We start from the raw sequence: 18388 nt of genomic DNA on the forward strand, positions 1-18388 counted from the left end.
GTGGTACGTCGGCATCCCGGCCGGGCCCGTCAGTAACGGTCCAGCGGGGACAGCTGCCGGACGCGCGCCCCGGCCGCCAGGTCCGCGGCCGTCAGTACCGTGTTCGCGCTGCCCAGGGCGTCCCGTTCCGAGCCCAGCCGGGCCATCAGGTTCCGCACCTGGTCGTCCCACGTCTCGTGGGCCTTCCGCAACGCCGTCGAGGTCAGCCAGCCGTCACCGTCCCGCGCACCGAACGCCCTGACCGCCGCCGCGGTCTCCTCGTCCGCCCGGTTCCCGGCCTTGCGGGTCTCAGGCTCGATGTGGTCCTGGATCGCCCTGACCGCCGCCCGCTTCCCGGCGGGCGAGGACGCCAGCCCCTTCGCTCCGTACCCCATGACCAGGCCGCCCACCGTGCACCCCTCGCCGTGCCACACCGTCGACAGCTTCAACCGGTGCACACCGATCTTCGTCACGGTGTGTCTCACGGCCACCAGGTTGACGTGGTCCGGGGCGTGAACAGCAGAAGGGCCCGTACGACCGAAGTCGTACGGGCCCTTCCGACAGCTACCAGGTCGAAGACCCGGGCCGGATCAGCTCAAGATCACTTGTTGATCTTGGTGACCTGGCCGGCGCCCACGGTCCGGCCACCCTCACGGATGGCGAACTTCAGGCCCTCCTCCATGGCGACGGGCTGGATGAGCTCCACCTTCATCTCGGTGTTGTCACCCGGCATGACCATCTCGGTGCCCTCGGGGAGGGTCACAACGCCGGTCACGTCCGTCGTACGGAAGTAGAACTGCGGACGGTAGTTGTTGAAGAACGGCGTGTGGCGGCCACCCTCGTCCTTGGACAGGATGTAGGCCTGCGCCTCGAACTCGGTGTGCGGGGTGACCGAGCCCGGCTTGATGATGACCTGGCCGCGCTCGACGTCCTCGCGCTTGATGCCACGGAGCAGCAGACCGACGTTCTCACCGGCCTGGCCCTCGTCGAGCAGCTTGCGGAACATCTCGATGCCGGTGACCGTGGTGGTGGTCTTCTCGGTCTTGATGCCGATGATGTCGACGGTCTCGTTGACCTTGAGGACACCACGCTCGATACGACCGGTGACGACGGTGCCACGACCGGTGATCGTGAAGACGTCCTCGATCGGCATCAGGAACGGCTTGTCGACGTCACGCTCGGGCTCGGGGATGTTCTCGTCCACAGCCTGCATCAGGTTGAGGACGGACTGGCCCCACTCCTTGTCGCCCTCGAGGGCCTTGAGCGCGGAGACGCGGACGACCGGCAGGTCGTCGCCCGGGAACTCGTACTCGGAGAGGAGCTCACGGACCTCGAGCTCGACGAGCTCGAGGATCTCCTCGTCGTCCACCATGTCGGCCTTGTTCAGGGCGACGACGATGTACGGAACGCCGACCTGGCGGGCCAGGAGCACGTGCTCCTTGGTCTGCGGCATCGGGCCGTCGGTGGCGGCGACCACGAGGATGGCGCCGTCCATCTGGGCAGCACCGGTGATCATGTTCTTGATGTAGTCCGCGTGACCGGGGCAGTCGACGTGGGCGTAGTGACGGGTCTCCGTCTGGTACTCGACGTGCGCGATCGAGATGGTGATACCGCGCTGGCGCTCCTCAGGAGCCTTGTCGATCTGGTCGAACGCCGAGGCCTCGTTCAGGTCCGGGAACGCGTCGTGCAGCACCTTGGTAATGGCGGCCGTGAGGGTCGTCTTACCGTGGTCGATGTGACCGATGGTGCCGATGTTGACGTGCGGCTTAGTCCGCTCGAACTTCGCCTTCGCCACTGGGGTCCTCCTGTGGAGTGGTTCTGAACGCCTTGCTTCATCGGCGCCAGGTGATCTTTGCTGGAAAGCCCGGAACCCGGGGCAAACATCCAGGAATGCGGGTGTTTGCCCCTCGAGGCTCCGGAGTCAAGCCTAAAGCGTGTGAACGCGGTGCGTTACTCGCCCTTGGCCTTCGCGATGATCTCCTCGGCGACGTTCCGCGGAACCTCGGCGTAGGAGTCGAACTGCATGGAGTAGCTCGCACGGCCGGACGTCTTGCTGCGCAGGTCGCCGACGTAGCCGAACATCTCCGAGAGGGGCACGAGGCCCTTCACGACGCGGGCACCGGCCCGCTCCTCCATGGCCTGGATCTGGCCACGGCGGGAGTTGATGTCACCGATGACCTCACCCATGTAGTCCTCGGGCGTGGTGACCTCGACGGCCATCATCGGCTCGAGCAGCACGGGGCTGGCCTTGCGCGCGGCCTCCTTGAAGGCCTGCGAACCGGCGATCTTGAAGGCGAGCTCGGAGGAGTCGACCTCGTGGTAGCCACCGTCGATCAGCGTGACGCGCACGCCGGTCATCTCGTAGCCCGCGAGGATGCCGAACTGCATGGCCTCCTGAGCACCGGCGTCCACCGAAGGGATGTACTCCTTCGGGATACGGCCACCGGTCACCTTGTTCACGAACTCGTACGAGGCGTCGCCGCCCTCGATGGGCTCGATCGCGATCTGCACCTTGGCGAACTGGCCGGTACCACCAGTCTGCTTCTTGTGCGTGTAGTCGACGCGCTCGACGGCCTTGCGGATCGTCTCGCGGTACGCCACCTGCGGCTTGCCGACGTTGGCCTCGACCTTGAACTCACGGCGCATACGGTCGACCAGCACCTCGAGGTGCAGTTCGCCCATACCACCGATGATGGTCTGGCCGGTCTCCTCGTCCGAGTGGACCTGGAAGGACGGGTCCTCCTCGGCCAGGCGCTGGATCGCGACGCCCAGCTTCTCCTGGTCACCCTTCGACTTGGGCTCGATGGCGACCTGGATGACCGGCGCCGGGAAGTCCATGGACTCCAGGATGACCGGGGCCTTGTCGTCGCACAGCGTCTCACCGGTCGTGGTCTGCTTCAGACCCATGACGGCGATGATGTCGCCGGCGCCCACCGACTCGATCTCCTCACGCTTGTTCGCGTGCATGCGGTAGATCTTGCCGATGCGCTCCTTCTTGCCCTTGACGGAGTTCAGCACCGCGGTGCCGGACTCCAGGCGGCCCGAGTAGACCCGGACGAAGGTGAGCTTGCCGAGGTGCGGGTCGCTCATGATCTTGAACGCCAGCGCCGACAGCGGCTCGTCGTCGGACGGCTTGCGCTTGACGACCGTCTCCGGGTCCTTCACGTCGTGGCCCTCGATGGCCTCGACGTCCAGGGGGGAGGGGAGGTAGCGCACGACCGCGTCGAGCAGGGGCTGAACACCCTTGTTCTTGAACGCGGTACCGCAGAACACCGGGGTGACCGTGGTGTCCTTGGACTTGCCGGACGCGATGGTGATGCGACGGATCGCGGCGTACAGCTGCTCCACGGAAGGCTCGGCGCCCTCCAGGTACAGCTCCATGATCTCTTCGTCGTTCTCGGCCACGGCCTCGAGCAGCTTGCCGCGGTACTCCTCGGCAGCCTCGGTGTGCGTGTCCGGGATGTCGACGACGTCGTACATCTCGCCCTTGGTGGCCTCGGCGGACCAGACCAGGGCCTTCATCGTCACCAGGTCGACGACGCCCTTGAAGTCGGCCTCGGCACCGATCGGGAGCTGCATCACGATCGGCTGAGCGCCCAGGCGGTCAGAGATCATGTCGACGCAGCGGTGGAACTCGGCACCGGTCCGGTCGAGCTTGTTGACGAAGCAGATACGCGGAACGCCGTAACGGTCCGCCTGACGCCACACGGTCTCGGACTGCGGCTCAACACCGGCGACGCCGTCGAACACCGTCACGGCACCGTCGAGCACGCGCAGGGAACGCTCCACCTCGACGGTGAAGTCGACGTGGCCCGGCGTGTCGATGATGTTGATGGTGTGATCGACGTCTTCCAGCGGCCAGTGGCAGGTGGTGGCAGCAGAGGTGATCGTGATGCCACGCTCCTGCTCCTGCTCCATCCAGTCCATGGTGGCAGCGCCGTCGTGGACCTCACCGATCTTGTAAGACACACCGGTGTAGAACAGGATCCGCTCGGTGGTGGTCGTCTTGCCCGCGTCGATGTGGGCCATGATCCCGATGTTGCGGACCTTGGCCAGGTCAAGTGAAGTGGTAGCCATAAGGCTTCAGTCTTCTCTCGGTCTCGATGTGGGTAGCGACTACCAGCGGTAGTGCGCGAAGGCCTTGTTGGACTCGGCCATCTTGTGCGTGTCCTCGCGCTTCTTCACAGCGGCACCAAGGCCGTTGGAGGCGTCGAGGAGCTCGTTGAGCAGACGCTCGGTCATGGTCTTCTCGCGACGGGCGCGGGAGTAACCGACGAGCCAGCGCAGCGCGAGGGTGTTGGCGCGACCGGGCTTGACCTCGATCGGAACCTGGTACGTCGCACCACCGACACGGCGGGACTTGACCTCGAGGGTCGGCTTGATGTTCTCCAGCGCGCGCTTCAGCGTGATGATCGGGTCGTTGCCCGTCTTCTCACGCAGACCCTCCATGGCGCCGTAGACGATGCGCTCGGCGGTGGAGCGCTTGCCGTTCAGCAGCACCTTGTTGATCAGGGAGGTCACCAGAGGAGAACCGTAGACCGGGTCGATGATGACCGGGCGCTTCGGGGCGGGGCCCTTACGAGGCATTCTTACTTCTCCTTCTTGGCGCCGTAGCGGCTGCGGGCCTGCTTGCGGTTCTTGACACCCTGGGTGTCGAGCGAACCACGGATGATCTTGTAGCGAACACCCGGCAGGTCCTTCACACGGCCGCCGCGCACGAGCACGATGGAGTGCTCCTGCAGGTTGTGTCCCTCACCCGGAATGTAAGCGGTGACCTCGATCCCGCTGGTCAGACGCACACGCGCGACCTTACGCAGGGCCGAGTTCGGCTTCTTCGGGGTGGTCGTGAACACACGCGTGCAGACGCCACGACGCTGAGGAGAACCCTCAAGTGCGGGCGTCTTGTTCTTCTCGACCTTGTCCTGCCGGCCCTTGCGGACCAGCTGCTGGATCGTAGGCACTACTTCTCCGGTTTCTGTGTGCCGATAGGTACAGCTAACCTGGAACGTCGCCGACCCACGCGGTCGGGTGTGTCGAATCTCGCGGACCTTTGCCGCAAGGCGAAAAGGGCGCAGATTACGGTGGCCGGTGTCGGCTCGCCATGCGGTTAAAGGCACGCACGAGAGCCAGGGCACACCCCAGGCACAAGGTCTGAGCGTACCTACCTCATTCGCTGTGGTCAAAACAAATGGAGTCCAGCGGCCCCGAGCTGCGGGCGATGTCAAGCCGCTGTACCCTACGTGATCTTCGAATCGGTGATCGACGCATGTCCGGGCGAGCGCTGTATCGGGAGCGGTCAGCCTGGCGGAGGGTCTCCGCGTGCGGGCCCGACGGGGCGCGAACAGACTGAGACCCATGACCGCGCCGCAGGAGCCGCTGGCCGGCCCCCAGCCCCCGCCAGGGCACTCCCCCGTGTCGTCCTTCGCGCAGGAGGCGGCGCTCGTCGCGGCACCCGGGACCATCGCACTCGCCCTGCTGTACTACTTCGGCAGCCTCTACATCAGGGAGTACTACTCCACCCTGGGCGTGGTGCCCGAGGACCTCGGGATGTCCGTCCAGAACGTCATGGCCAACAGCACGAGCGCGATCTTCCTCCCCCTGTGCGTCCTGCTGGCCGGCGGGCTGATCGTGTTTCTCGTGTTCGGCCGGCTGGAACAGGCGCTGGCCGGGCCGGAGCACGCCGTGCGTCGATCGTCCTGCTGCTCGCCGTCGGCATCGCCATGGTGTTCCTGGGCCTCCCGGCCCTCGTGGCGGCACCGGTGATCCCTTTCCCGGCGGGCTGGCCCCGCGTGTTCATGCCTGCCGTGATGGTGGCCCTGGGGTCCACGCTGGCCGTCTGCGCGGTCCATCTGCGGCTCAACCAGAGCACCGGTCTGCGGGCCCGGCAGCGGACCCCCGACGGCGACCGGGTGTGGCTGGCGATCGGCGCACTGCTCATCGGACTGCTGACGGTGAGCCTGTTCTTCGACATGGCTTAGTACGCGGCGGTCGTCGGTCACAGCAACGCCAGGCTGGACGCGGAGCAGGGGTACAAGCGGCTGCCGGCCGTGGTGATCCACTCCCGGGTGCCCCTCACCCACAACGCACGGGACATCGAGTTCAGGGACCACGGCAGCCCGAACGGGCCGTACCGGTACGAGTACCGGGGCTTCCGCCTGCTCGCGAAGGCGCCGACCCGCTTCTATCTGATCTCCCGCACCGCGCGCTACAGGGACGGTGTGGTGGTGCTGCCCGACGACGGCACCGCCTGGCTGGAGATCCGCGCGCCCGGGAGAGCGCCCGGCGTCACGTCTGCTGCTCCCCCGTCCCGTCCTCGGACGGTGTCCCGTGCTCGGACGGAGTCTCCGGATCGGTGGTGACGGGCTCGGGGGTCGTGGGACCCGGGCTGGTCGGGCCCGTGTCCGAGGTCGTGGCCTCGTCCGCCTCACCGTGGACGGGGACGGTGACGGTGGAGCCGTCGGCCGTCGTGAGGGTCAACTCCCCGTCGTACGGGCCCGGTTCCGTCGGCGTGTACCGGAAGGTCACCGTGCAGCCGTCCGACGGCACCTCGCCCAGACACCCCTCGACGATCTCGACCTCGTGGCCCTTGATCTCGCCCCTGACGTCCTGCAGGGGCGGGGGCGGCCGCTCCTTCGACGCCTTGATCTCCACGTCCTCCTGGACCGGCTCGCCCACCTGTGTCCTCGTCAGCTCGATGTCCGACGCGGTGGACTCCTCGTTGTCGGCGTCCAGGAAGACCTGGGCGTCCGACCCGCCCGGGTCCGAGGTCGTCCCGGTCTCGTCCGGGCCCGGTGTCCCGGTTCCGTTCTCCTGCGTCCCGGCGGTCTCGGTCCCGGTGGGGCCCGGAGGCGTCGGACCGCCGTCTCCGCCGGCCCCGCAGGCCGCCGTCGTCGCCAGCACGGCCAGCGCCGCCGCCACGACAAGACGCCGGGCAGTCGCTGCAGTCATGACGTGGGCACCTCCGCCTCCGCTCGGCCGGTCCGGCACAACCTCGCACACCGGCTGCAGGGCAGGCGTGGACGGACGTGGCTGACACGGAGCGATCACTCGAACGAAAGACCCGAACAACGCCGAAGGGCGGTCACCCCACGGGGTGACCGCCCTTCAGTTCAAGCTGCTCGCTTACTGGTTGTACGGACCGTAGTCGTAGTCCTCCAGCGGAACGGCCTGGCCGGAGCCGGTGCCGAACGGCGAGTAGTCGATGTCGTCGTAGCCGACGGCCGAGTACATCGCGGCCTTGGCCTCCTCGGTCGGCTCGACCCGGATGTTGCGGTAGCGGGACAGACCCGTACCGGCCGGGATGAGCTTACCGATGATGACGTTCTCCTTGAGGCCGATGAGGCTGTCGGACTTGGCGTTGATCGCCGCGTCCGTCAGAACTCGGGTCGTCTCCTGGAAGGAGGCGGCCGACAGCCAGGACTCCGTCGCCAGCGAGGCCTTGGTGATACCCATCAGCTGCGGACGACCGGAGGCCGGGTGACCACCCTCCTGGACCACACGACGGTTCTCGGTCTCGAACTTCGAGCGCTCGACCAGCTCACCGGGCAGCAGCTCGGCGTCGCCGGACTCGATGATCGTCACGCGGCGGAGCATCTGCCGGATGATGATCTCGATGTGCTTGTCGTGGATCGACACACCCTGCGAGTTGTACACCTTCTGGACCTCGCCGACCAGGTGGACCTGGACGGCACGCTGACCCAGGATGCGCAGCACGTCGTGCGGGTTGGTGGCACCCACGGTGAGCTGCTGGCCCACCTCGACGTGGTCGCCCTCGCGGACCAGGACCTTGGCGCGCTTCGAGATCGGGAACGCCGTCTCGTCGCTGCCGTCGTCCGGGGTGACGACGATCTTCTTGGTCTTCTCGGTCTCCTCGATCCGGATGCGGCCGTTGGCCTCGGAGATCGGGGCGACACCCTTCGGGGTACGGGCCTCGAAGAGCTCGACGACACGGGGCAGACCCTGGGTGATGTCGTCACCGGCCACACCACCGGTGTGGAAGGTACGCATCGTCAGCTGGGTACCGGGCTCACCGATGGACTGGGCGGCGATGATGCCGACCGCCTCACCGATGTCGACCAGCTTGCCGGTGGCGAGCGAACGGCCGTAGCACATCGCGCAGGTGCCGACGTGCGACTCGCAGGTCAGGATCGAGCGGGTCTTGACCTCCTCGATGCCGTGGTGCACCAGCTGGTCGATGAGCACGTCGCCCAGGTCCACGTTGGCCGGCGCGATCACCTTGCCGTCGATGACGACGTCCTCGGCGAGCATGCGGGCGTAGACGCTGGTCTCGACGTCGTCCGCCTTGCGCAGCACGCCGTCGGCGCCGCGCGAGGCGATCCGCAGCTTCAGACCGCGCTCGGTGCCGCAGTCCTCCTCGCGGATGATGACGTCCTGCGAGACGTCCACCAGACGACGGGTCAGGTAACCCGAGTCGGCGGTACGCAGGGCGGTGTCGGCGAGACCCTTACGGGCACCGTGCGTGGAGATGAAGTACTCCAGCACCGACAGACCCTCACGGAACGAGGCCTTGATCGGACGCGGGATGGTCTCGTTCTTCGCGTTCGACACCAGACCACGCATACCGGCGATCTGCCGCATCTGCATCATGTTTCCTCGGGCACCCGAGTCAACCATCATGAAGATGGGGTTCGTCTTGGGGAAGTTCTCGTTCATCGCCTCGGCGACCTCGTTGGTCGCCTTGGTCCAGATCGCGATGAGCTCCTGAGTGCGCTCTTCCTTGGTGATCAGACCGCGCTCGTACTGCTTCTGGACCTTCTCGTCCTGCGCCTCGTAGCCGCGGACGATCTCCTTCTTCGCCTCGGGAACGACGACGTCGGAGATGGCGACGGTGACACCGGAACGGGTCGCCCAGTAGAAGCCGGACGCCTTCAGGTTGTCGAGCGTCGCCGCCACGATGACCTTGGGGTAGCGCTCGGCGAGGTCGTTGACGATCTCGGAGAGCTGCTTCTTGCCCACCGAGTAGTCGACGAACGGGTAGTCCTCGGGCAGCAGCTCGTTGAAGAGCGCGCGGCCCAGGGTGGTGCGCAGGCGGAACGAGTCACCCTGCTGCCACTCGGGCTCGCCCTCCTCGCGGGCCGGCGGGGTCCAGCCGCGCGGCGGGATGGTGCCCACCGGGAAGCGGATGTCGATCGGCGACTGCAGCGCCAGCTCGCCGGCGTCGAACGCCATGATCGCCTCGGCCGTGGAGCCGAACGCACGGCCCTCGCCCTTGGTGTCACGCAGCTCGCCGTCGGTGGTGAGGAAGAACAGACCGAGGACCATGTCCTGGGTCGGCATCGTCACCGGACGGCCGTCGGCCGGCTTGAGGATGTTGTTCGAGGACAGCATCAGGATGCGGGCCTCGGCCTGCGCCTCCGCGGACAGCGGCAGGTGCACGGCCATCTGGTCACCGTCGAAGTCCGCGTTGAACGCGGTGCAGACGAGCGGGTGGATCTGGATGGCCTTGCCCTCGACCAGCTGCGGCTCGAAGGCCTGGATGCCGAGGCGGTGCAGGGTGGGAGCACGGTTCAGCAGCACCGGGTGCTCGGCGATGACCTCTTCGAGGACGTCGTACACGACGGTGCGGCCGCGCTCCACCATGCGCTTGGCGCTCTTGATGTTCTGCGCGTGGTTCAGGTCGACCAGACGCTTCATCACGAACGGCTTGAAGAGCTCCAGCGCCATGGCCTTGGGCAGACCGCACTGGTGCAGCTTCAGCTGCGGGCCGACGACGATGACGGAACGCGCCGAGTAGTCGACTCGCTTACCGAGCAGGTTCTGACGGAATCGACCCTGCTTACCCTTCAGCATGTCGCTGAGGGACTTCAGCGGGCGGTTACCGGGGCCGGTGACCGGACGGCCACGACGGCCGTTGTCGAAGAGCGCGTCGACGGCCTCCTGGAGCATGCGCTTCTCGTTGTTCACGATGATCTCGGGCGCACCGAGGTCGAGGAGGCGCTTCAGGCGGTTGTTGCGGTTGATCACACGGCGGTACAGGTCGTTCAGGTCGGAGGTCGCGAAGCGGCCACCGTCCAGCTGCACCATCGGACGCAGGTCCGGCGGGATGACCGGCACGCAGTCGAGCACCATGCCCTTGGGGCTGTTGCTGGTCTGCAGGAACGCGGAGACGACCTTGAGGCGCTTGAGCGCACGGGTCTTCTTCTGGCCCTTGCCGGTACGGATGATCTCGCGGAGGCGCTCGGCCTCCTCGTCGAGGTCGAAGGACTCCAGGCGCTTCTGCAGCGCCGCGGCACCCATCGAGCCGTCGAAGTACGTGCCGAAGCGGTCACGCAGCTCGCGGTAGAGCAGCTCGTCGCCCTCGAGGTCCTGGACCTTGAGGTTCTTGAACCGGTTCCACACCTCGTCGAGGCGGTCGATCTCGCGCTGCGCACGGTCACGCAGCTGCTTCATCTCGCGCTCGGCACCCTCGCGCACCTTGCGGCGCACGTCGGCCTTGGCACCCTCGGCCTCGAGCTCGCCCAGGTCGGCCTCGAGCTTCTTGGCGCGGGCCTCCAGGTCGGCGTCGCGACGGTTCTCGATCTGCTGGCGCTCGACCGAGACGTGCGCCTCCAGGGAGGACAGGTCGCGGGTACGGCGCTCCTCGTCGACGTACGTGATCATGTACGCGGCGAAGTAGATGACCTTCTCGAGGTCCTTGGGCGCCAGGTCCAGCAGGTAGCCGAGGCGCGACGGGACACCCTTGAAGTACCAGATGTGCGTGACGGGCGCGGCCAGCTCGATGTGGCCCATCCGCTCACGGCGCACCTTGGCGCGCGTGACCTCGACGCCACAGCGCTCACAGATGATGCCCTTGAAGCGGACACGCTTGTACTTGCCGCAGTAGCACTCCCAGTCCCGGGTCGGACCGAAGATCTTCTCGCAGAAGAGTCCGTCCTTCTCGGGCTTCAGGGTGCGGTAGTTGATGGTCTCGGGCTTCTTGACCTCGCCGTGGCTCCACTGACGGATGTCGTCCGCGGTGGCCAGGCCGATCCGGAGCTCGTCGAAGAAGTTGACGTCGAGCACTATGCGTCAATCCCTCTCAGGGTCGTGAGTCTGTGGTCTGAAACGGGGGCCTGGGGGTCGGCGGGGCCCTGTGGGTGAGGGCCCCGCCGGACTCCCGTCAGACCTCTTCGACGCTGCTCGGCTCGCGCCGGGACAGGTCGATACCGAGCTCCTCCGCAGCGCGGAAGACGTCCTCGTCGGTGTCACGCATCTCGATGGACATACCGTCGCTTGACAGCACCTCCACGTTCAGGCAGAGCGACTGCATCTCCTTGATGAGCACCTTGAAGGACTCGGGGATGCCGGGCTCGGGGATGTTCTCGCCCTTGACGATGGCCTCGTAGACCTTCACGCGGCCGGTGACGTCGTCGGACTTGATGGTCAGCAGCTCCTGGAGCGCGTACGCGGCGCCGTAGGCCTCGAGGGCCCACACCTCCATCTCACCGAAGCGCTGGCCACCGAACTGCGCCTTACCACCCAGCGGCTGCTGGGTGATCATCGAGTACGGACCGGTCGAGCGGGCGTGCAGCTTGTCGTCGACCAGGTGGTGCAGCTTCAGGATGTACATGTAGCCGACCGAGATCGGGTCCGGGAACGGCTCACCGCTACGGCCGTCGAACAGCCGCGCCTTACCGGTCGGGAGCACCATGCGCTCGCCGTCGCGGTTCGGGATGGTGTGCTGCAGCAGACCCGCCAGCTCGTCCTCGCGGGCACCGTCGAACACCGGGGTGGCGACGTTGGTGCCGGGGGCGACCTGGTCGGCGCCGATGGCCTGCAGGCGCTGCGCCCACTCCTCCGCGAGACCGGAGACGTCCCAGCCGCGGCTGGCGAGCCAGCCGAGGTGGATCTCCAGGACCTGTCCCGGGTTCATTCGGGACGGGACACCCAGCGGGTTGAGGATGATGTCGACCGGAGTTCCGTCCTCGAGGAACGGCATGTCCTCGATGGGCAGGATCTTCGAGATGACACCCTTGTTGCCGTGACGGCCGGCGAGCTTGTCACCGTCGGTGATCTTGCGCTTCTGCGCGACGTAGACGCGGACCAGCTGGTTCACGCCCGGCGGCAGCTCGTCGCCCTCCTCGCGGTCGAAGACGCGCACGCCGATGACCTTGCCGGTCTCACCGTGCGGCACCTTCAGCGAGGTGTCACGGACCTCACGGGCCTTCTCACCGAAGATCGCGCGCAGCAGGCGCTCCTCGGGGGTCAGCTCGGTCTCACCCTTCGGGGTGACCTTGCCGACGAGGATGTCGCCGGCGATGACCTCGGCACCGATGCGGATGATGCCGCGCTCGTCGAGGTCGGCGAGGACCTCCTCGGAGACGTTCGGGATGTCCCGGGTGATCTCCTCGGGGCCGAGCTTGGTGTCACGGGCGTCGACCTCGTGCTCCTCGATGTGGATCGAGGAGAGGACGTCGTCCTGCACGAGGCGCTGCGACAGGATGATCGCGTCCTCGTAGTTGTGACCCTCCCACGGCATGAACGCCACGAGCAGGTTCTTGCCGAGGGCCATCTCACCGTTCTCGGTGGCCGGACCGTCGGCGAGGACCTGGCCCTCGATGATCCGGTCGCCCTCGTTGACGACGACCTTCTGGTTGACCGAGGTGCCCTGGTTGGACCGGGCGAACTTGTGCAGGCGGTACGTGATGTACGTGCCGTCGTCGTTGGCCGTGGTGATGTAGTCCGCGGAGACCTCCTGGACCACACCCGCCTTCTCGGCCTTGACCACGTCACCGGCGTCCACGGCGGAGCGGTACTCCATGCCGGTGCCGACGAGCGGGGCCTCCGACTTAATCAGCGGCACGGCCTGGCGCATCATGTTCGCGCCCATGAGGGCACGGTTGGCGTCGTCGTGCTCGAGGAACGGGATCATGGCGGTCGCGACCGACACCATCTGGCGCGGCGAGACGTCCATGTAGTCGACGTCCTCGGGGCTGACGTAGTCGACCTCACCGCCACGGCGGCGGACCAGGACACGCGCCTCGGCGAACCGGAGTTCGTCGTTCAGCGTGGCGTTGGCCTGCGCGATGACGAAGCGGTCCTCCTCGTCGGCGGTCAGGTAGTCGACCTCGTCGGTGACCTGGCCGTCGTTCACCTTGCGGTACGGGGTCTCGACGAAACCGAACGCGTTGACCCGGCCGTAGGAGGCGAGCGAGCCGATCAGACCGATGTTCGGGCCTTCAGGGGTCTCGATCGGGCACATGCGGCCGTAGTGCGACGGGTGCACGTCACGGACCTCGAAGCCGGCCCGCTCACGGGAGAGACCACCCGGACCAAGAGCCGACAGACGGCGCTTGTGGGTGAGACCCGACAGCGGGTTGTTCTGGTCCATGAACTGGGACAGCTGGCTGGTGCCGAAGAACTCCTTGATGGAGGCGACGACCGGCCGGATGTTGATCAGGGTCTGCGGCGTGATCGCCTCGACGTCCTGGGTGGTCATGCGCTCGCGCACGACGCGCTCCATACGGGCGAGACCCGTACGGACCTGGTTCTGGATCAGCTCGCCGACGCTGCGCAGACGACGGTTGCCGAAGTGGTCGATGTCGTCCGTCTCGACAACGATCATGTCGCCGTTGTCGCCGGTGGTCTCGGTCTCGCCGGCGTGCAGCTGCACCAGGTACTTGATCGTCGAGATGATGTCCTCGACGGTCAGGATGCCCGCGTCGAGCGGAGCGTCCGCACCCAGCTTCTTGTTGACCTTGTAGCGGCCGACCTTCGCGAGGTCGTAGCGCTTCGGGTTGAAGTAGAGGTTCTCGAGCAGCGTCTGCGCGGCCTCACGCGTGGGGGGCTCGCCCGGACGCAGCTTGCGGTAGATGTCGAGCAGCGCGTCGTCCTGGCCCTGGGTGTGGTCCTTCTCCAGGGTGGCGCGCATCGACTCGTAGTCGCCGAACTCCTCGAGGATCTGCTCGGTCGTCCAGCCGAGCGCCTTGAGCAGCACGGTGACCGACTGCTTGCGCTTGCGGTCGATACGGACACCGACCATGTCGCGCTTGTCGATCTCCATCTCCAGCCAGGCACCCCGGGACGGGATGATCTTGGCGGAGAAGATGTCCTTGTCGGACGTCTTGTCGATGCTGGAGTCGAAGTAGACACCGGGGGAACGGACCAGCTGAGACACCACGACACGCTCGGTGCCGTTGATGACGAAGGTGCCCTTGTTCGTCATGAGCGGGAAGTCACCCATGAAGACGGTCTGGGACTTGATCTCGCCGGTCTCGTTGTTGGTGAACTCGGCGGTGACGAAGAGCGGGGCCGCGTACGTGAAGTCGCGCTCCTTGCACTCGTCGATGGAGTTCTTCGGCGGCTCGAAGCGGTGGTCCCGGAACGTCAGGGACATCGACCCGGAGAAGTCCTCGATCGGGGAGATCTCCTCGAAGATCTCCTCCAGACCGGACTTGGTGGGGACGTCCTGACCGTTCTCAAGAGCCTCCTCGACCCGACTCTGCCAAGCGGTGTTGCCGAGCAGCCAGTCGAAGCTCTCGGTCTGCAGCGCGAGCAGGTTCGGAACCTCGAGAGGCTCCTTGATCTTTGCAAAGGAGATGCGCAGCGGGGCGGTGCTGGCGCCGTTGTTCGTATTCGCGGTCGAGGCGTTGCGCGAGGCGGCCAAGAGGGGGTCCTTCCGAGGGCTCGGACTCACTACGCGCGTGCCGGTCCCTCTCCGTACACAGAGACAGAAACCCCAGGTCAAGGGAGCTTCGGTCATCGATGCTGGAGTGAGGGCAGACCCCTGGTGACGGGCAGGGGGCAGCTAACAGGCAGCGCAAAGGGTCAGTGTAGCCACTTGGCACACTGATGTCCAGTGCGGGTTTTTCGAGACCCTCGTTGTTCTCAACACCCTTGTCAACGCCTTCGGCCTGCTGCCCTCAACGCACGTTGATACTGCCCTCTTCGTCGTCGATCCATGCCTCGGATTCGGATCCTTGTGACGACGCGTCCTGAGAATTGCGCGCTGCGTGCGGTTCGTCAAGGCCCCTCAGCCCAAACGGGACTGTCCGGAGACACGACGAAGATCACCATACCCCTCGCCACCAGGGGTACAAGGCAACCGAGGCCGGACCTCCGATACGCCGAAGAGCGACCACCCGGATGGATGATCGCTCTTCGGTGCGTTCGCGTTACAGCCCTAGGAGGCCGTACTCAGCGCGCGGAGAGAGTCGCGGGGACTCCTTGAGGTCTTACTTGACCTCGACGGAGGCGCCGGCGGCCTTGAGGGACTCGGCGGCCTTCTCGGCGGCGTCCTTGGCGACCTTCTCGAGGACGGGCTTCGGGGCACCGTCAACGAGGTCCTTGGCCTCCTTCAGACCCAGCGAGGTCAGCTCACGCACGACCTTGATGACCTGGATCTTCTTGTCGCCGGCGCCGGTGAGGATGACGTCGAACTCGTCCTTCTCCTCCTCGGCCGGGGCGGCGGCGGCCGGACCGGCCGGGCCCGCAACGGCGACCGCAGCGGCGGCGGTGACGTCGAACTTCTCCTCGAAGGCCTTCACGAACTCGGAGAGCTCGATGAGGGTCATCTCCTCGAACTGGGCGAGCAGGTCTTCCTGGCTGAGCTTCGCCATGATGGGCGATCCTTCCACTGATTCGGCAGGTGCCGGATGTACTGGGTGAGGCGGGCGTACGTCGGCCCGCTGCGACCCGTGCCGCCTATACGGCCAGGGTCAGAAAGCGAGCCGAGTTACTCGGCACCGCCCTGCTCGTCCTGCTTGGCACGAAGAGCGTCCACGGTGCGGACGAGCTTCGAGGGAAGCGCCTGGAAGAGCTGAGCAGTCTGCGACTGCTTGCCCTTGAAGGCACCCGCCAGCTTGGAGAGCAGAACCTCGCGGGACTCGAGGTCCGCAAGCTTCTTGATCTCATCGGCGGACAGCGCCTTGCCGTCAAGGACACCGCCCTTGATGATGAGATTCGGGTTTTCCTTGGCGAAGTCACGGAGACCCTTCGCCGACTCCACCGGGTCACCGGTGACGAAGGCGACGGCCGTCGGACCAGCGAAGAGCTGGTCGTCCAGCGTGATCCCGGCCTCGTTGGCCGCAATCTTGGTCAGCGTGTTCTTCACCACGGCGTACTGGGCGTTCTCACCGAGCGACCGGCGCAGCGTCTTGAGCTGCGCCACGGTGAGACCGCGGTACTCGGTCAGCACGGCGGCGCTGGAGCTGCGGAACTTGTCCGTCAGCTCGGCAACCGCGGCAGCCTTGTCGGGCCTCGCCATAGAGCCTCGGCCTCCTTCCGGGTGATTCGGACCGCGCGGACCCGAAGGAGGTCTGGGTAAAACAAACGCCCCGGCGCAGGCGCTCGGGGCGGACTCGACCGGCTGCACATGCGTGAGCGCATCTGCTCCGGGAGTTCTTCCACAATCACCTGCGCGGGTCGCCCACTTTGCAGCGGATCCTTCGGCCACCGCACCCTCGTACAAGCGTGCGGCAACGACCAGCGGTCTTTGGCTTCTTCGGAAGAGTACGGGACCGGGGCGGTGTCGAGCAAATCGGGCCCTACGGGGCCGCCCCGGTCCCTCAGCGTGCGGGCCTCAGGAGGTGGTGGCGGTGCCGCTGCTGCTGCCCGACACGGTCCCGGGCCCTCCGGCCTTCATCAGCTCCGTGAAGTCCTTGGTGTCGGCGGCCGGGGGCGCCTCGGCGGCGACCTTCACGCCGTAGTCGCTGTAGTAGGCCGTGCTGGTCATGGTGCCGGTCGCCATGTCCGCCTTCTCGACCTTCTTGACCAGCAGGTCCTGGCCGTCGACCCAGATGTCGATGGTCTCGGTGGTGACGCCCGCCTGGCTGAGCTGCTTCTTCAGGCCGGCCAGCTGGTCGGCGGTGAGGTGGCTGTTCTTGCCGGCCAGGTCGGCGACGTCGACCTTGCCCGAGTAGTGCGTGGCGTCGACGCCGGAGACCTTCTCCTGGCCGACCTTCTTCACGTCACCGGAGGCCAGCAGCAGCTTCACCGACTGGTTCGGCGTGGTGTTCTGCATCTGGTCCTTGAGGTACGCGCCGGAGCTGCCGCCGAGCTTGGCGAGGTCGTCGTACGCGTACTTGATCCAGTGCTTGCCGCCGAACTGTGCGGCGAACTTCTCGCTCATCTTGGCGTAGTAGGCGTCCGGCAGATAGCGGGCCTCCATCGACGTGGTGCCGGCCTTGCGCATGGCTTCGGCCATCTTGCCGCCGGTGTAGTTGATGGTGAGGTTGCCCTTGAGGCCGTCGCCCCAGGCGAGGGCGCCGTCGGCCGTCATCGACATGGTGTCGCCGAGGGTCGTGCTGGAGCGGACCTTGGCCGACTCGGCCTTGTCCGTGGACTTCTCGGCGGAGAGCAGGGCGGCAAGGGGGCTGACGTGCGTGACGCTCTTGCCGACCGTCTTGTCGTCCTTCCCGGACTGCGAGCCGCAGGCGGCCACACCGGTCAGCGCGGTCACCACCGCGACAGAAAGGGTCACCCGGCGAACGGTCGTGCTCTTCATGTAGTCCCACCCCTATGCGAGTCCTGTGCCTGCAACGTAGCCCAGGCCACTGACAGTCGTACGAAAAGTCGCACAAAGAAAGGACGGGCCCCGAACCTTTCAGGTTCCAGGGCCCGCCCTCTGCTTACGCGTGCCTGACGCGGCTACCGGGGTGAGCGCGGGGCTCAGACGGCGGCCGGGTCCTCCTCGACGAGGAGGTTACGGGTGCGGTTCGAGTCGACCGGAATGCCGGGGCCCATCGTGGTGCTGATGGCGGCCTTCTTGATGTAGCGACCCTTGGCGGCGGACGGCTTGAGACGGGTGATCTCCTCGAGCGCCGCAGCGTAGTTCTCCACCAGCTGGGTGTCCTCGAAGGACGTCTTGCCGATGATGAAGTGCAGGTTCGAGTGCTTGTCGACGCGGAACTCGATCTTGCCACCCTTGATCTCGGTGACAGCCTTGGCCACGTCGGGGGTGACGGTGCCGGTCTTCGGGTTCGGCATCAGACCACGCGGACCGAGCACGCGGCCGAGGCGGCCGACCTTGCCCATGAGGTCCGGGGTGGCGACGACGGAGTCGAAGTCCAGGCGGCCCTTCGAGACCTCGTCGATCAGCTCGTCGGCGCCGACGATGTCGGCGCCCGCGGCACGCGCGGCCTCGGCACGGTCACCGGTCGCGAAGACCAGGACCCGGGCGGTCTTACCGGTGCCGTGCGGGAGGTTCACGGTGCCACGGACCATCTGGTCGGCCTTACGCGGGTCGACACCCAGACGGAAGGCGACCTCGACGGTGCCGTCGAACTTGGTCGTGGAGGTCTCCTTGGCGAGACGGACGGCCTCGAGCGGGGCGTACAGCTTCTCCCGGTCGACCTTGGCGTCCGCAGCGCGGAGAGCCTTGCTGCGCTTGCTCACAACTGCTCCTGTGTGTTCTGAGAGGAGTCGTGGTGTACGGGCCGAGCAGGCCCTACCACGGTGGTTCTACGAAGGT

Annotated in this window: 14 protein-coding genes; 2 read left to right on the forward strand and 12 right to left on the reverse strand. The window is 66.5% G+C overall.

Annotated elements, in window-relative coordinates; all coding sequences use genetic code 11:
- Nucleotides 1-29: 29 nt before the first annotated feature.
- The 5 genes from FB157_RS43120 to rpsL all read right to left on the reverse strand — a co-directional run bounded on the left by FB157_RS43120 (nt 30) and on the right by rpsL (nt 4940).
- Nucleotides 30-464: a hypothetical protein gene (locus FB157_RS43120; protein WP_261386926.1), complete on the reverse strand. Its 435-nt coding sequence runs from the start codon at nt 462-464 to the stop codon at nt 30-32.
- A gap of 116 nt (nt 465-580) precedes the next feature.
- Nucleotides 581-1774 (reverse strand): elongation factor Tu, encoded by a 1194-nt coding sequence (gene tuf / locus FB157_RS43125; protein WP_020941664.1) that lies wholly within the window; start codon nt 1772-1774, stop codon nt 581-583.
- Between the two features lie 155 nt (nt 1775-1929).
- Nucleotides 1930-4056 carry an elongation factor G gene (gene fusA, locus FB157_RS43130; protein WP_145886679.1) on the reverse strand — a complete coding sequence of 709 codons (2127 nt, stop codon included), beginning with the start codon at nt 4054-4056 and terminating at the stop codon, nt 1930-1932.
- Nucleotides 4057-4095: 39 nt separating this feature from the next.
- Nucleotides 4096-4566 (reverse strand): 30S ribosomal protein S7, encoded by a 471-nt coding sequence (gene rpsG / locus FB157_RS43135; RefSeq protein ID WP_003992340.1) that lies wholly within the window; start codon nt 4564-4566, stop codon nt 4096-4098.
- 2 nt (nt 4567-4568) lie between these two features.
- The gene (rpsL, locus tag FB157_RS43140; RefSeq protein ID WP_003948652.1) at nt 4569-4940 is read right to left on the reverse strand and encodes a 30S ribosomal protein S12; all 372 of its coding nucleotides are present in this window, start codon (nt 4938-4940) and stop codon (nt 4569-4571) included.
- 394 nt (nt 4941-5334) lie between these two features.
- On the opposite strand from rpsL, the gene FB157_RS43145 reads away from it, so the two are divergent.
- Nucleotides 5335-5742: a hypothetical protein gene (locus FB157_RS43145; RefSeq protein ID WP_145886681.1), complete on the forward strand. Its 408-nt coding sequence runs from the start codon at nt 5335-5337 to the stop codon at nt 5740-5742.
- Nucleotides 5739-5957 (forward strand): hypothetical protein, encoded by a 219-nt coding sequence (locus FB157_RS47795; protein ID WP_186581940.1) that lies wholly within the window; start codon nt 5739-5741, stop codon nt 5955-5957. Before FB157_RS43145 ends, FB157_RS47795 begins: the two co-directional genes overlap by 4 nt.
- A gap of 307 nt (nt 5958-6264) precedes the next feature.
- Here FB157_RS47795 and FB157_RS43150 read toward each other — a convergent pair whose 3' ends face one another.
- The 7 genes from FB157_RS43150 to rplA all read right to left on the reverse strand — a co-directional run bounded on the left by FB157_RS43150 (nt 6265) and on the right by rplA (nt 18312).
- Nucleotides 6265-6927: a hypothetical protein gene (locus FB157_RS43150; protein ID WP_145886683.1), complete on the reverse strand. Its 663-nt coding sequence runs from the start codon at nt 6925-6927 to the stop codon at nt 6265-6267.
- Between the two features lie 174 nt (nt 6928-7101).
- Nucleotides 7102-11001: a DNA-directed RNA polymerase subunit beta' gene (locus FB157_RS43155; RefSeq protein ID WP_145886685.1), complete on the reverse strand. Its 3900-nt coding sequence runs from the start codon at nt 10999-11001 to the stop codon at nt 7102-7104.
- 97 nt (nt 11002-11098) lie between these two features.
- Complete coding sequence (rpoB, locus tag FB157_RS43160; RefSeq protein WP_145886687.1) at nt 11099-14584, reverse strand: DNA-directed RNA polymerase subunit beta; 3486 nt, start codon at nt 14582-14584, stop codon at nt 11099-11101.
- A gap of 568 nt (nt 14585-15152) precedes the next feature.
- Nucleotides 15153-15536, reverse strand: coding sequence for a 50S ribosomal protein L7/L12 (gene rplL, locus FB157_RS43170; protein ID WP_145886689.1), 384 nt, complete (start codon nt 15534-15536; stop codon nt 15153-15155).
- A 116-nt stretch (nt 15537-15652) separates the two neighbouring features.
- Nucleotides 15653-16183, reverse strand: coding sequence for a 50S ribosomal protein L10 (gene rplJ / locus FB157_RS43175; RefSeq protein WP_145886691.1), 531 nt, complete (start codon nt 16181-16183; stop codon nt 15653-15655).
- 315 nt (nt 16184-16498) lie between these two features.
- Entirely contained in the window at nt 16499-17422 is a 924-nt protein-coding gene (locus tag FB157_RS43180) for a hypothetical protein (protein WP_145886694.1), read from the reverse strand.
- Nucleotides 17423-17586: 164 nt separating this feature from the next.
- Nucleotides 17587-18312 carry a 50S ribosomal protein L1 gene (rplA, locus tag FB157_RS43185; RefSeq protein WP_145886696.1) on the reverse strand — a complete coding sequence of 242 codons (726 nt, stop codon included), beginning with the start codon at nt 18310-18312 and terminating at the stop codon, nt 17587-17589.
- Nucleotides 18313-18388 lie beyond the last annotated feature (76 nt).

Source organism: Streptomyces sp. BK340 (assembly GCF_007827595.1).
Lineage (GTDB): Bacteria > Actinomycetota > Actinomycetes > Streptomycetales > Streptomycetaceae > Streptomyces.